This is a genomic window from Xanthomonas prunicola, assembly GCF_025266575.1.
In the GTDB taxonomy this organism is placed as follows: domain Bacteria; phylum Pseudomonadota; class Gammaproteobacteria; order Xanthomonadales; family Xanthomonadaceae; genus Xanthomonas; species Xanthomonas prunicola.
Genome location: NZ_CP096142.1, coordinates 4,553,319 through 4,568,795, shown reverse-complemented (window position 1 = coordinate 4,568,795; position 15,477 = coordinate 4,553,319). Strand labels below are relative to the sequence as shown.

Genomic DNA, 15,477 nt, shown 5'->3' with positions numbered 1-15,477 from the left:
GAATCCTGCATCAGCATTGCACTGTGCAGGGCGCGCATTCTAGCGCAGGGATTCATGAACCACAAGCCCTCCCCGCACCCGAATATCTCTTGTCCTAGGCCAAACTTGCCGCTTTCAGCTTCTGGATCTGGTCGCGAATTTGAGCTGCGGCCTCGAACTCCAGATCCTTTGCGTGCTGATACATCTTCTGTTCCAGGCTCTTGAGCTTGCCGGCGATTTCCGCGGGCTTCATGGCGCGGTAATCGGGTGTCTGTTCGGCAACCTGGCGCGACTTCGAACGCCCCTTGCCCGACTTCTTCTCAGCTGCATCTTCGCGCGCACCTTCCATGATGTCGGAGATCGGCCGCTCGACGGACTTCGGTGTGATGCCATGCTCCAGGTTGTACTCGACCTGCTTCTCGCGGCGACGATCGGTCTCGTCGATTGCCGCCTGCATCGAGCGCGTGATCTTGTCGGCGTACAGGATGGCTTTGCCGCGCAGATTACGCGCGGCACGGCCGATGGTCTGGATCAGCGAACCGGTCGACCGCAGGAAGCCTTCCTTGTCGGCATCCAGGATCGCCACCAGCGACACTTCCGGCATATCCAAGCCCTCGCGCAGCAGATTGATGCCGACCAGCACGTCGAACTTACCCAAGCGCAGATCGCGGATGATTTCCACGCGCTCGACCGTGTCGATATCCGAGTGCAGATAGCGCACCCGAATTCCGTGCTCGCCCAGGTACTCGGTGAGATTTTCCGACATGCGCTTGGTCAGCGTGGTCACCAACACGCGGTCGCCGAGCTTGATGCGCTCGTGAATCTCGGACATGAGGTCGTCGACCTGCGTGCCGACCGGTCGGATCTCCACTACCGGGTCGATCAAGCCAGTCGGGCGCACCACCAACTCTGTGACTTCACCAGCCGACTCGCGCAACTCGTATGGACCCGGTGTCGCTGATACGTAGATGCTACGCGGCGACCGCGCTTCCCACTCTTCAAAGCGCAAGGGACGGTTGTCCAGCGCAGACGGTAAGCGGAAGCCGAACTCCACCAGCGTCTCCTTGCGCGAGCGGTCGCCCTTGTACATCGCGCCGATCTGCGGAATGGTCACGTGCGACTCGTCGATGACCAGCAGCGCATCCGGCGGCAGGTAGTCGAACAAGGTCGGCGGCGGCTCGCCGGGCGCCTTGCCGGTGAGATGCCGCGAGTAGTTTTCGATGCCGTTACAGAAACCCACTTCGGCCATCATTTCCAGATCGAATTGCGTGCGCTGCGCCAGCCGCTGCGCCTCGACCAACTTGTTCTGCGAGTAGAGCTGTTCCAGGCGCTCTTTCAGCTCTTCTTTAATGGTGTCCACCGCACTCAACGTGCGCTCGCGCGTCGTTGCGTAATGCGTTTTCGGATACACGGTGTAGCGCTGCAACTTGCGCAAGGTCTCGCCGGTCAGCGGATCGAACAACGTCAGCTGCTCGATGTCGCCATCGAATAACTCAATGCGCAAAGCCTCGGTATCGGACTCGGCCGGGAACACATCCAGCACCTCGCCGCGCACGCGAAAGGCGCCGCGCGTGAGTTCGAATTCATTGCGGGTGTACTGCAGATCGGTGAGATGCCGGATCAACTGGCGCTGATCGATATGCTCGCCAACCGACAGGATCAGGCGCAGCGACAGATAGTCTTCCGGCGCACCAAGGCCATAGATTGCCGACACCGTCGCCACCACCAGTGAATCGCGCCGCGACAGCAGCGTCTTGGTCGCCGACAAACGCATCTGCTCGATGTGTTCGTTGATCGAACTGTCCTTCTCGATGAAGGTGTCCGACGACGGCACGTAAGCCTCTGGCTGGTAATAGTCGTAGTAGCTGACGAAGTACTCGACCGCGTTGTGCGGGAAGAACGACTTGAACTCGCCGTACAGCTGCGCCGCCAGCGTCTTGTTCGGCGCCATCACCAGGGTCGGCTTCTGCACCTGCTGGACCACATTGGCAATGGTGTAGGTCTTGCCCGAACCGGTCACCCCCAACAAGGTCTGCTTGGCCAGGCCGGCCTCGAAATTGGCCACCAACTTGTCGATGGCTGCAGGCTGGTCGCCCGCTGGCGAGTATGGAGATACGAGCTGAAAACGGTCGGTCATGGAGCGGATCTCGGGGGAGGCTGCACGAATTTACGGAGGCCAACATCGGTAGAACCCTGACAGCCGTGCAAGTGGAGGCAGCGTTCCCTGGCAGACAATCAATGTTGAGACTGCTTGCTCCACTTCAAGGAGCGGCGCCATGGGTGCAGCAAGCTATTCGAGCGCGAGAGGGTACACCGCAGTCCAGTTGCTCATCGTGATGGCGATCATCGGGATCGGTGCAGCCATCGGTATGCCTAGCTTCAAAAGTCTCATCGAGTGGCAGCGAGCGACCACACGCGTCCACGTGCTGACCGCACATCTTGCGATGGCAAGAAGTTTTGCCATTACACAAGGCGAGCCTGTCAGTATTTGCCCCTCTATGGACGGGGCTCGTTGCCGAACAGATCGCGACTGGAGCCGCGGATGGATCCTCTTTAAGGACCCAGAGCGCGGCGGGCAGCCGTTAAGCGCCGTATCCGTCCTCAGAGTGGAGCATGCCTCCTCCTCCGGCGGCATCGACATCACCAGCACCGCTGGAAGAGCAATCGTTCGCTTCCTGCCGAACGGCCGCAGCACCGGTACGAACATCACCATCAGCCTATGCCGCAACGCTCGGCGCCTCGCTGACGTGGTGGTCAACAATTCGGGAAGAGCACGTACCGTCCGCTACACCAGTTCTGTGAGCTGCATGGCCCGATGAGCAGGCAAACAAAAAGCCGCGACACGTCGCGGCTTTTTTAACATCTTGGCGCCCGAAGTTGGACTCGAACCAACGACCCCCTGATTAACAGTCAAGTGCTCTAACCGGCTGAGCTATTCGGGCGGGGAGGCGTATTCTAGACGCAACTTTGCAGCAGCGCAACACCTCGTAACGAAGCTACCAGCAGCCTGGAGTGGTAGTTGCACTCGGCGTCTTCACCCCTGCTTGGTTCAACGTCAGCGTGCCGCACTTGTCCTTGGCCTGATTGCCCTGAGGCGCAGCGGTCAAGGTAAAGGTCGACTGCGTGGTCGCCAGCGTGATGTTGTATTGCGCCGTACCACCTTCGCGCGGCGACTGGATGGTCGTCGAGCCGTTTCCGAACTTGAAATTGGCATAGGTGTTGTTGGTCGTATGCGAGCGTTCCAGCAACTGCGAGTATTCGACCAGATCGGCCTTGGCCTGCGCTCGGCGAGACTTGCGAATATGATCGGCATAGGACGGATAGGCGACAGCCGCCAGGATGCCGACGATCGCGACGACGATCATCAACTCGATCAAGGTGAAGCCACCGGCCCCAGCACGCTGGCGACGTTGCATGGACAGGGACCGCGACAGGTCTAAGGGCATTGATAATCTCCGTTACTGAAGCTGGCGCCAGGACTGGCGGCCGCAAGGATAAGGGACATACATGGGCGGGGCGCCAGCCACGCTGACGATCATCCAGCAGCCCGATCCTGCAGGCACCGTAGGTGCCACAGAACCATCCTTGGGATTGACCTTCGGCTCGAGCCTTGGCACGACCGACACACCCACGTCTTTGACCGGCGCATTGCCGCCAGTATTGAGCGAGATTCCAGCCGAACCGGTGGCAAGCGTGGAGCCACCGATGCCGCCCATTCGCACACCAGATAGGGCACCCACACCCGTCCGTGGATTCAGTCCGAACAACCAGTTCACACCATCGGTGCTGCACCCGCTGCTGATCGCGAGCGGCGAATAAGTGGGCATGAACAAGATTCCCGACACGAGTTCCGGATAACCCACAAATCGTTCACCGGCGGGCAGATCCACGTACCAACCAAGCGAACCTGACGGCGCGGTGCCAATTTGCAGTGAGCGGGTGCTACCGGCGGCAGCCGTACTGACCGAATATGGCGTCAGATTTGCTCTGGTCAGCGTTGTGCTAATCACACCATCGACCTGATCAGTGAGCCCGTACAAGCTTTGAGTCTGGAGCGCCGAACTCGGTAGGCTGTCGTCGTTGAACGAGAAACTACCGGTGCCAAATAGCACCAGCACACCACCGTTCTCACCAGAAGCAGCCTGCAGGCCGCCAGTAATCGGCTGCCGGTAGGTCAGACCACCTTCGACATAGGTACCCGTCGTGAACGCCGGCACGGTGACCGACGTTGCAGTCGAGGTGAGATCGAACTTCCAGATCGCTCCGCGAAGGTCGGCCGCATAGACCGTATCAGCGTACCCATCGCGGGTGCGAGCCGGCTTATTGGTCGCCGGGTCGATAGTCACATTATCGATACGGTCCAGCACAACGATGTTGCCGAGCCCGTTGCGACCGCTGATTGTGCTTCCCGGTTCCGTTGCCTCGATCATACGGACGGTCGGCGTGGCGTTGGTTCCGATATCGACCACGAACAACACCGCCTTGCCGCTAGCACTATCGTAGCCGTTGCCGAAGATCGCCTTCCAGCTGACCGCACCATTGGCCGCGCGCACCGGGACGATGACTGGCTTGCCGAGCACATGACCGATGTTCGCGCGGACGGTGGCATCGCCGCTGAGATCGTTGATCTCCCATAGGCGGCTACCCGCACCGAAGGCCGCCGGATTGGTGACATCCAATGCGAAGACGCCGCGACCGCCTGCCCCGGTGGTGCCCACCAGGGTCGTTTTCCAGGCGTTGTTGTAATACGTATCTCCCACCGCGATCGGACCATCGACGAAGTAGCGATGATCAAACGGCTGGGCATTCCCTTTGTTTGCTTGATAAGGCAGCAGCAGATTTCCCATATGGCCATAAGACGTCGCAGGCACGTATGCAAAGCGTTCGCGTCCGCCGCTGCCGCTGATAGCGCCGGCGCTGTCCATGCCGCCATCGAACGCATGCAACATGCCGTCATTGGCGCCCGCGTACACCATATAGCCCTGACTGCTACGCTTGCTGTTCAGGTAGTTGGCATAACTGGTTCCGAGCGTACTACCTAGCGAGCGATAGCCGTAGTCGTCGATCGGCGCACTGATCACCGGTGCGGAGTTGATGATGTCGCCCAGCACCGTGGTTCGGTCGCGCAACTTGCCACCCTGCTGAATCTCCCCACTCCGATCGCCCAGCAGATAATTGGCTGCAGTTACGGCTGTTGCCCCAAGGTTGGTCAGGTCCGTTTGGGAGCAGAGCGTTTGACTGGGATACAAGGTCTTGGACAAACCGCACAAGCCGCTCAAACTGATCGTAGTGCCATCGAACTTCTGTACATTGCTGCCATCGTTGAAGTACACATTACGGGCACTGGCAGCGGGCATCTGCGCAGATGCCTCCCAGAGTGGCGTAAAGCGCGCCTCCCGCGTATCTGGATCGACCGTGGCCTGATTGACTTTCAACTTGCTCGACCAATCGGTACCGTTGTTTCTGATCTGGTATTCCGGAGTCACGGTCAAGGAGCCCGCGCCGATACGCGCGCCCGTCAAGGCCAGCGTTCCTGACGGCGAATTGGCAGCACTGGCAGCCGATAGCACCCGACGCATGGCACCAGTCACTTCATCGGGGCTCTTGGCATTGATGAACTGACCGCGGCTATTGATCGTGGCGTGCCAGAGCTCGTCGATGACGCGACCATCGTCATCTGCGACCGGATCGCCATTGCTATTCCAGTCCGGAGCATTGGCATAAGGATCATTTGTGGCCGCCTGATTGACCTCGTAGATATTTCCCTGCGCGCCTAAAGTAATCGCATAAAAATTCATATGCAGATCTTTCTGGCAGTCGAGTCGTTTCCAATCCGCAGAAGTCTTGGCTAGCGTCGCACACTTATCGTCGACGGGCACAAGGCCTGCCGGAAAACTCGGGCCAGTTACCAATGGCGTAGATGCGCCGGAATAATAGCTGGCAGTGATATCGGCGATCGTATTGCTGTAGTTGTCGGCAAACGGCGAAGCAGGAAAATCCACCGTGCCGGTTGAATCTGCATTACCATAACCTGTAGCAACATTATTGCTATTCGTATAACCATCGGTGAACAGCATGCCACCATTTTTCTGACATGCACGCACCACCGGCGCACTATCTCCGGTTCGCTTGAACTGCTTACCCAGGAAATCGATGGCCACACGGTTCGGCGTACCGCCGTTCGGCTTGAGTCGGTAGATCAACCCGAAGAGCGACGTCCGCGAGGCATCGTCATTCATGTCGTACATGGTCACGTCAGTGCGGTTATTAATAGTGAAATAACCAACCCGCATCTTGTCGACATCCGCCAATGTGCGCGATGCCGACCCTATGATCGACAGAATGCGATTACGACCATATTGAAACCAATTGGCAAAATTCTGCTGCGCAGCAGTGTAGGCAGCGGTATTAGTTCCGTAATTTGCCGCCAATATCTGATACCGGCGCATATTGCAGTTCGGGCCACATGCATTGGCAATGATCGGACGATTGACGTCGTTTGTCAGGTATCCCGTCGGCGCTGGGGCATCGACCGGCAGGTAAAAGGTCGCTGGGACGTAGCCGATCTGGACCTGGCAATTTGAAGCAATCCTGACGGACGAATTTAGTGTCGTCCAATTTCCACCACTACTAGGCAACCCATCGTTATTAGGGCGTCCTCTGTTATCGAAAGTATTACACGACTGCGCACTTGACCGATACCGCGTCCCCGCAGGTATCGTCATTCCAGTCAGGAACTGGAACAATTCATCATTTCCCTCGCGATAGGCAAGATTGTAGGTGATGTTGTATCCCTTGGTGAAATCAGTGCCATAGACCGCTGGATTACGCGGATCCAAGCGCGCCTGACTAAATGTTGCCGCTGGCCAGAGATTGAGCGTCGCCGCAGCCTGTGTCGGAGGTGTCCACGGCTGATAGAGCACATCAGGATTGTAGTAGCTCTTATTATAGGTGGGCGATCTGGCAAACCCGAACGCGTCCAGCGGAGGCACCGCATCACCTGGCGAGTAAGAGGCGTTATAGCCGTCGCTTGGATACAAGTAAACATAGCAATCGGCTGAGTTATTCGCGCATCCCTCGCTAGAGTTATAGAAGACACCAGCTGAGCTGAAGAAGCTGCTGCCGGTCCATTGCAGACGTCCATCACCACCGGTGAAGATGCGCTCGAACGTCATCGAGTTCGAATCATCCACCGAAATGATGAATGCCGGCGGTATCGAGGTCGCATTGTTCAGTGGCGCCTGTGCCAAAGCCCCCTGGCCCTGAGCCGCGATCAGGCTGTAGACGAAGTAGCCACCCACCGCGACAAGCAGTATGACGGAGGCGATAGCGGTTCGAACTGTGCGACGAGACATGCTCACGGCCTCAGAGCTTGAAGATGGAATCGATCGACGCTGACGAAGATGCATCCGTCGTCGCATCGTTGGCGAAGGTGGTGATTTGATATACAGGAGTTACCGGATCTACCGGATCTCCCATCGCAAGCGAGCCCCCACCGATGATGCACGAGTCGATGCGCCGCACATTGATTGCCTGACTTACCGACGTGGCCTTGCTACGGGCCCAAGCCAGCGGATCGAATACGGTATCGCAATTTTGCTGGATATCGGTGTCCGCCACCGTTGCATCGCCGGGGGCAGCCTTTCGATTGGCGATAGCTTCGATCGACCGCTCGCTCCTACGCGTCACGCCCTCGGCATTCTGGAAGGCGATATTGGTCACCAGATAATTGGACGCCATTTTTTCCTGCATGCCTGCCACTTGCATGCCGGCGATCCCGATCAGCGCCAGCAGAATCAGCATGATCAAGGCAACATAGAGCACTGCTCCACGAGGGCGGGAAGGCATTGGACGACGGCGAGCTACATTCATTGATCAATTCCCAAACAGGCGATTGCGTAAGGCGATCGTGGATTCGTAGGTCATTCGATAGCGGCCATCCGTCTGGGTGGGCGGCGCAAACGAGACGCCCAACGCACTGGGATAACTCAACGCAGTTGCCGGGCGTTCGGCTGTGGAAGGTGCAGGACTGCGCGCCAGGATGCCAACCTGAACTTGCCCGACCCGTCTCCACTGGCCAGCAGCAGTGGCATCGACCGCAGTGGATACGTCGCTCGCGATCGCCTGTGTGCTGATGTTTCCCACCGGAGGCGAGGTATTGGACATGTTCACGGTCTGATCGAGGCCGAACAGCAGCTGCATATTCTCGATTCCTTCGACCAACTCTTCCGGCGTGCCATAGTCGTCGACACCATTGGACCGTGCACGCATCAGCGCAGGCTCGCCCGAGGTTGTCGATGTACCGACGTAGTACACCAGCGATTCCGCGCGATAGAGCATTGCCTGGCCACTGGGACGGGTGGAGTAATTGGACAGATTGGTTCCTGTGGCAGTGACTTGGCCGTTGGCATAGGTCCCCTTGAACACCGTGGCATGGGCGCAGTCCGCAACCCCGAACAGGTTCGGCGCCGCCTGCCCTCCCTCTGTCAAACGCAATCCGGCAGAGGCATTGAAGCCCACGACGCTGTTGCTGCCGGTGGTCAACGTTGTGACTGGCACACCTTCCGGAGCTAGGAAACGTAGAACCAAGATATCGCTGCCGCCGCGCGGATTGAGCTTGGTGATCGACGCTGGCAGATTCGCTGGTACTGCCCAGTTATCTCCAAGCTTCAGGGTCCCGGGAGGCGTCGTATTAGGCGCCTCGTAGCCTTGCACGCTGATGCTGAAATCTAGCGGATGACCCGAGCCGCTGGCCGCGCCGGTAGTGACCACCGGATCGCCCTCCCCTCGTACGAAATGCGCCTGGTCATTGACGCAACCGAAATGTCCGGCCATGCGAATGTCGCGCTGGAGGAAATCCATCGCGAAACGTCCGTTTTCCTGTGCGCGCGCACTGCCTTCGGCAAGCATCGATGCGGTACGCGACGCAGAAAAGACCTGGATGACTCCCAACATCAGCACAAGGCCGATCACCATGGCGATCATCATCTCTATCAGGCTGATGCCCGCAGCGACGCGCTTGGAAGGAGGCCGCCGCGTCATAGCTGCGACACCAGGGTAAAGGTGGTCTGGGCGTTGGGATTATTGGCGTCCCAGCGCTGGTCTCCCCAACTAATGCCAACGGTGACCTGGCCGTTATTATTGAGAACGGTTGCGCTGGCACCTTCGCCCAATGCGCGCACGACCTGGCATTTCCAACGCGCGATATTGTCAGCGATGGCCACGCTCCCGAGAGGTCGGCTGCAACTGGCTGCGGTCACGCTATTTGCGGCAAAGGTGGCATCGGTGTACCAGGCAGACTGGAAGCGGTTGCTTCGCATCTGGTCCATCAGGTCATACGCCAGGTTGGTTGCCTGGGTGCGGTAGTTAGAACTCTGCACGAACCGCACATTGGCCGTCTGCAACAGCGCAAAGCCGAGCAAACCAAATGCGAGAACGATGATCGCGATCAACACCTCAAGCAGACTGAATCCCTTGGTGCGAGAGGGCGAAACGAAGGGACGGAGACGCATCATTGGCAGGCGCTCTTCTGAGACGTGATCTGGCCGGCGGCATTGACGAACAAGGTGCGCCGCAGCGCCTGCCCATCGCACGTCATCGGTTGCAACGTGATCTGTTGATTTGTCGACGCGACCCTGCGCCCCCGCCCATCGAAAGCAATGACGGCGCCAGACGGGCCGGTACTGGTAAGCGATGCGTCGATCGCAACGAAGCGTAGGACCGTATCGCCAGTCTTGAAGGCACCATCGCCATCTGTATCGGCCCAGGCCAGCATCCCTGCACCCCAGTTGCCATCGCACGCGGTCCCGGACGCACTGCCGCAGACACCGCCACCACGGCGATTGCGAATGGCCTCACTACGCGCCACTGACAGCAGACCGAGGGTCTCGTTGGCGCTGCTCGCGACTCGATTGGAGCGAAGCGTTCCGCGGAAGCTGGGAAAAGCAATGGTGAGCAGGATCGCCAGCACGACGATCGTGATCATGAGTTCCACGAGTGTAAAGCCGGCAGATCGGCGAAAAGACATTGAACGCTCCCCAGCGTGACGTGTGCAAGATGCTACGCCCGCCCCCCTAGCAACAAGCAGAAGGGGGACGAACGGTTGTTTCAGGGTCACCGACGTATGCGTCAGACAATCTTTCCAGCGACTTACCTTTCCCCTACCACTTTTCGGCTAGAGCTTGGATATTCTTGAGCCCTAGGTCACTACCCGGTAACAAGGCCGGTAGTCCCCGGAGATCTTCATCCGCCGCTGGTCGACGAAGCCACGCAGAAGTTCGTCCAGGGCCTGCATGATCTCCGGGGCGCCATGGATTTCGAACGGGCCGAATTCCTCGATGCGGCGCATGCCGTCTTCCTTGACGTTGCCGGCGACAATGCCGGAGAAGGCGCGGCGCAGGTCGGCGGCCAGGGCTGGTGCCGGGCGGCCGTGATGCAGGTCCAGCGCGGCCATCGCTTCGTGGCTGGGCTCGAACGGTTGCTGGTACTCGAGCGGGATGTGCACCGACCAGTTGAAGTAATACGAGTCCTTCTGGTCCTTGCGGTGCGCGCGCACCTGGTGAACCCCTTCGGCCATGCGGCGCGCCACGGCGACCGGGTCACCAACGATGATCTCGTAGCGTGAGGCTGCTGCGTCACCCAGGGTCAGCCGAATGAAACGGTCGATCTGCTCGAAGTACGGTGCGGCGACGGTCGGGCCGGTGAGGATCAACGGGAACGGCAAGTCAGCATTTTCCTCGCGCAACAGGATGCCGAGCAGGTAGAGAATTTCTTCTGCCGTGCCAACCCCGCCCGGGAACACCAGGATGCCGTGTCCAATGCGGACGAAGGCCTCGAGGCGCTTTTCGATGTCTGGCATGATCACCAGGTGGTTGACGATCGGATTCGGCGATTCGGCGGCGATGATGCCGGGCTCGGTGACGCCGATGTAGCGGGTATTGTGTTTGCGCTGCTTGGCATGCGCGATCGTGGCGCCCTTCATGGGGCCTTTCATTGCGCCCGGGCCGCAACCGGTGCAGATATCCAGCCCACGCAGGCCGAGCTCATAGCCGACCTGCTTGGTGTACAGGTATTCGTCGCGCGAAATGGAATGCCCACCCCAGCACACGACCAGATTCGGGTCCAACGGCTGCAGGATGCGCGCATTGCGCAGCTGACCGAACACGGCATTGGTAATCCCTTCGCTGATGCCGAGGTCGGCACGTTGCGCTTCGAGCTCGATGGCCATGTAAGCGAGATCGCGTACAACGGCGAACAGCAGCTCGGCCACGCCGCGGATGATCTCGCCATCGACAAAGGCCATTGCCGGCGCGTTGGTCAGATCGATGCGGATGCCGCGATCCTGCTGGTTCACCTGGATGTCGAAATCCGGATACAGGTCGCGCGCGGCGCGCGGGTCGTCCGAGGCGCTGCCACTGGTTAGCACCGCCAGCGCGCAACGGCGCAGCAATTCGTGCATGCCGCCGCTGGAGGCATCGCGCAACCGGGCCACTTCCGCCTTGGACAACACGTCCAGACCACCACGCGGATAAATCCGCGCATCCACCACCGGCAGCGCCCGTGCTGCCGTACTGCTGAGTTCCATAGCATGCTCCTGTCGTATGCACGGAACTTTAGCGTACTCACCCGCACAAAAGAAAACGGCCGGGAGATCCCGGCCGTTTCTGGCGCCTACTTCTCAAGTTGCTTTAGAACTTGTACTTCAAGGTCAACTGCATTGACCAGCGGGAAACGCCGGTATTGCCCTTGTCGTTATTGTTTTCCTGCACGGTCGGCTCGTCAGTAGTACCGGTGAAGTTGTAGATGTACTTCCCCGTCGTAGGATCGATACCTGCGTAACTGGCAACGCGAGCAGTGGAATTGAAGCCATAGTCTTCAATGCGCCCCCACTTCTTGTTGAGCAGGTTACCCACGTTCATGATGTCCAGCGCCAGTTCGGTCTTGTGGCCTTCGAACAAGCCCGGCAACTCTTGACTGATGTGCACATCGAAGCTGTTCACCCAACCGGTGCGGAACTCGTTAGCCGGTGCGATCTGACCCTTGTAAGCAGCCAGTTCGGGATTTTTCGCTAGCCAGTCGAAGAACCGCTGCTCCATCGCAGCACCACCCACCCACTTCACATCACCAGGTCCATTTGGCACATAGAACAGGTCGTTGAAGTAGCCGTTACCAGAAGTCGCGGCGGCATCACCGTTCATGTCGTTGTAGTAGATGTAGCTAAAGGGACGACCAGAACGGCCTTCGTAGAACAAGCCAACGCTGGTGTTGTATTTCCCGAAGAACGCCTTCTTCCAGTTAAGCGAACCGGTAATGCGGTCCTTGAGTGCGTAGCGCGAGTCGTAGGCCACGTTCTCGTTGGCCGTACCGATCAGCGTGCCACCCCAGTTGGAGGTGTTCTGCGAGCTGGTCAGCGGGCTGACTTCCGTTGCTGCAGTATAGGTATACGCAAGCGACCAACCCCAGTTGTTGATCAGCGGCTTGTTCAGACCGAAAGTAAACTGCTTGCCGTCGCCCTTGTCGGTATTGCGCATCAACATGACATCGCCCATGTCGCTGGGGCGGTTAGCCTTTCCGCTGACGACCAGTCCACCGCCAAGATTCTGTCCGTTTTGTACGGAAGTATTGGTCCCGGTGGAGGGCCGGTAACCAGCTGCATTCCAGTACAGCTCACGTCCATCTTGGCCGATGCGCGTTGCACCGACGCCGGCTTGGTTATAGAGGTCCAGACGCTCCAGGTAAATCGCGTTATTAACTTTCGTATAGACCACTTCAGCGGACGCAACGATGCCATACCAAGGCAACTCGTGGTCGAACGCCAGGTTGGTCTTCCATACCGACGGTAGCTTTAGATCAGGCGCGGCGATGTCTACGTTCTGACGCGCCCCTGCGCCGCTGCTCGGGATATACGGCGGATTGGTGTTGGGAGTAAAGATACCGACAGGATTGTTCACCGTGTACTCGGTGTAGTTCAGACCGGTGTTCTGGTACACGCCAGCGAGCCAGACGTTCGGGGCAGCGCCGCCGAACAGGCCCAGGCCGCCACGCAACTGGGTCGGACGGTCGCTGTCGAAGGTGTAGTTGAAACCGAAGCGCGGCTGTACCAGCTTGTCGTCGGGCAACTGGGTGTTGTCGTAACCGTACAAAGACATGATGCGCGGGTTGTACAGGCGCTGGTCGCTGAAGTCCGGCATATCGACGCGCACGCCGCCCTGCACGGTCAGGTTGCTGTTGACCGCCCAGCTGTCCTGCAGGAACAAACCGGTATTCTTCAGCGTGTACTCGGCAGGGATGTCGTCGTAGCTGCCACCCGGACGCGGTGCGCGCACGATGTACTGGTTGACGCGATTTGCAGCAAAATCGTTGAGGTTGTTGAACACGTACACGCCGTTGAGATTGCGGCCGTAATAGTTCAGCAGGTCATTGTTGGAGTAATCGAAACCGAACTTGACGGTATGGTCACCCACGTACCAGGTGGCGGCACCGAAGGCGCTCAGTTCCTTGCTCTCCACCGCGTTGACGTGCGAGTTCTGCTCGGTACCGAAGTACAACGAATTGTTGACGGTGGTGCCACCGAAGCCACGCACCTGGATCTGCGGAAGGGTCGAATACGGCTCGCGGATCGCGGAGTACTCCTTACGTGACAGCTTGAATTCGGTCGAGAAATTATCGGACCAATCGCTGAACAGCTCTCCCATCCAGGATTCGTAGGTCTTCGGCTGCTGGTACCAGAAGGTGCTCAACGACACAGCACTGTTGCTGATCTGCGGGAAGCGCACGACGTTCTGCTCAAGCTTGTTGTAGCGCACGGCAGCACGATGATTTTCGTTGATGTTCCAGTCGATCTTCAGCGCATATTCTTCGACTTCGGTGCTGTTGGCCGGCTGCTTCAGCGAGCCTGCATCGAAACCATAGCCAGTGGCAATTTGCTGCGCGCGCGCGATGTCGGCGTCGGTGATGGTGCCCTTGCCATAGGGCGAATCAGCCAAGCTGACGCCAGGCGCCGAGCGCTCCATCTTTTCGTAGTTGGCGAAGAAAAACAGCTTGTCCTTGACGATCGGCCCACCCAGCGTCATGCCGTAGGTCTTTTCATCGTCGAAACCGTTGAAACGAACGCCTTCCAGTTCCTTGCGCACCATGTCCTTGTCGCGGTACGCGTAATAAACCGTGCCGCCGAACTTGTTGGTACCCGACTTGGTGACCGCATTGATCACTGCGCCGGTACCGCCAGAAATCGTCGTGTCGTAGTTGGCGACATCGATGTTGATTTCCTGGATGGCATCCATGGACACCGGCTGACGCTCAGTCGGCAGATTGTTGGATTCCAGACCAAACGGATCGCCTGCACCGATACCGTCAATACGAATGGCGTTGTAGCGCGTGTTCTGGCCACCGACGGAAATCGCACCGTCGGCTTTGCTAACCTGCGAAATGCGCGGATCCAGACGGATGTAATCCTGAATGTTACGGTTGACCGACGGCAGCGACTCGATGGTCTCGCGCGAAACGTTGGTACCGGTGCCCATCTTGTAGGCACTGAACAGGTCCGAGCCACCGGCTACAGCCATCACTTGGACAGCTTCGAGGTTGGTGGCGGCGATATCGCCCTTGAGATCCGCATTGACCGTATTGACCTGATTGAGGTTCAGGTAAACGCCCTCTTCGGTCTTTGTACCTTCACCCGACTTGGTGATGGTGATGGTGTACGGGCCGCCCACGCGCAAGCCGCGCGCGTTGTAGCGACCGCTGGCATCCGTAGTAGCGCGGCTGACCGTGCCAGACTCAACGTGCGTGATGGTGACTTCGGCATTCGGCACCGGCTGACCGCCGCTGCTTGTCACCACGCCAGCGACGCCGGCAGAGGTGTTCTGGGCAAACACAGGAGCGGCGGCGAGCGCGGCGACAAGGCCAAGCGTCAGCTTGGACATGCGGAGACAACGGGGGTGGGTCATTTCGGTAGCCTCGATACAGGTTGGGCAGTGACAAAAAGGCGCAGTCAGCCCAACCGTTCCCGGGGTGGGCTGCCGATGATCTGGGGTCCCTTGTCGCGCGGCTGGTTGCGGCCGCAACGGTTAACAACAGATTAACACGCTAAGGCCTGATTGTGACGGCGGTGTGACAAACTTCACTCGCTGCAACATGAACTGCGCAGACGATGGCGTAAGCGCCAGATTGCGCAAGGTCGCAGCAGGATAGCGACATGTGTCGCAGCTTTAGAGCAGTTGAAGCATGCGGAAAGGAGCGCAGCGATCAAACGGCTGCATTCGCGCATTGCACGCGCGCGGCGCATGTCGACGTCACATGCCGCTTGCACTTCGGAATATGACACCCAACTGCGGCGTTGCCGAAACGAGTAGCTGCACCCCAAGACGGTGGCAAATGGCGAACAACGACCTCGTCTCCACCACCGGCCACGGCAGCCTTGTCGACTTTTGGCGAGTTGTTGCGCTGGTCATCCGCCTGCACCGTGGGCACTGAGCACAGGAACGCAAGGCGAGCGTG

General features: G+C 58.9%; 10 protein-coding genes and 1 tRNA gene. 1 reads left to right on the top strand and 10 read right to left on the bottom strand.

The genetic code is table 11. The annotated features are described in order from the left end of the window. Positions 1-94 precede the first annotated feature (94 nt). On the bottom strand, positions 95-2,116 hold the full coding sequence (gene uvrB, locus M0D43_RS19560; protein ID WP_252162678.1) for an excinuclease ABC subunit UvrB: 2,022 nt from the start codon (positions 2,114-2,116) through the stop codon (positions 95-97). Positions 2,117-2,255: 139 nt separating this feature from the next. Between uvrB and M0D43_RS19555 the strand changes: the two genes are divergently transcribed. Then, complete coding sequence (locus M0D43_RS19555; RefSeq protein ID WP_252162677.1) at positions 2,256-2,798, top strand: GspH/FimT family pseudopilin; 543 nt, start codon at positions 2,256-2,258, stop codon at positions 2,796-2,798. Positions 2,799-2,844: 46 nt separating this feature from the next. On the opposite strand, the gene M0D43_RS19550 is transcribed toward M0D43_RS19555, so the two are convergent. The 9 genes from M0D43_RS19550 to M0D43_RS19510 all read right to left on the bottom strand — a co-directional run bounded on the left by M0D43_RS19550 (position 2,845) and on the right by M0D43_RS19510 (position 14,927). Further along, positions 2,845-2,921: transfer RNA gene (locus M0D43_RS19550), tRNA-Asn, on the bottom strand. A 54-nt stretch (positions 2,922-2,975) separates the two neighbouring features. After that, positions 2,976-3,425, bottom strand: a complete 450-nt coding sequence (locus tag M0D43_RS19545; protein WP_260812233.1) for a type IV pilin protein — start codon at positions 3,423-3,425, stop codon at positions 2,976-2,978. 12 nt (positions 3,426-3,437) lie between these two features. Then, complete coding sequence (locus M0D43_RS19540) at positions 3,438-7,334, bottom strand: pilus assembly protein (RefSeq protein ID WP_252165130.1); 3,897 nt, start codon at positions 7,332-7,334, stop codon at positions 3,438-3,440. Positions 7,335-7,344: 10 nt separating this feature from the next. Continuing rightward, positions 7,345-7,851: a pilus assembly PilX family protein gene (locus tag M0D43_RS19535; protein WP_252162675.1), complete on the bottom strand. Its 507-nt coding sequence runs from the start codon at positions 7,849-7,851 to the stop codon at positions 7,345-7,347. A 3-nt stretch (positions 7,852-7,854) separates the two neighbouring features. Next, positions 7,855-9,021: a PilW family protein gene (locus tag M0D43_RS19530; RefSeq protein WP_252162674.1), complete on the bottom strand. Its 1,167-nt coding sequence runs from the start codon at positions 9,019-9,021 to the stop codon at positions 7,855-7,857. Then, positions 9,018-9,494: a type IV pilus modification protein PilV gene (gene pilV / locus M0D43_RS19525; RefSeq protein WP_252162673.1), complete on the bottom strand. Its 477-nt coding sequence runs from the start codon at positions 9,492-9,494 to the stop codon at positions 9,018-9,020. Before pilV ends, M0D43_RS19530 begins: the two co-directional genes overlap by 4 nt. Beyond that, the gene (locus M0D43_RS19520) at positions 9,491-10,006 is read right to left on the bottom strand and encodes a GspH/FimT family pseudopilin (RefSeq protein WP_252165129.1); all 516 of its coding nucleotides are present in this window, start codon (positions 10,004-10,006) and stop codon (positions 9,491-9,493) included. Before M0D43_RS19520 ends, pilV begins: the two co-directional genes overlap by 4 nt. 171 nt (positions 10,007-10,177) lie before the next feature. Next, complete coding sequence (ppnN, locus tag M0D43_RS19515; RefSeq protein ID WP_252162672.1) at positions 10,178-11,563, bottom strand: nucleotide 5'-monophosphate nucleosidase PpnN; 1,386 nt, start codon at positions 11,561-11,563, stop codon at positions 10,178-10,180. A 103-nt stretch (positions 11,564-11,666) separates the two neighbouring features. After that, positions 11,667-14,927: a TonB-dependent receptor gene (locus M0D43_RS19510; protein ID WP_252162671.1), complete on the bottom strand. Its 3,261-nt coding sequence runs from the start codon at positions 14,925-14,927 to the stop codon at positions 11,667-11,669. Positions 14,928-15,477: the final 550 nt, after the last annotated feature.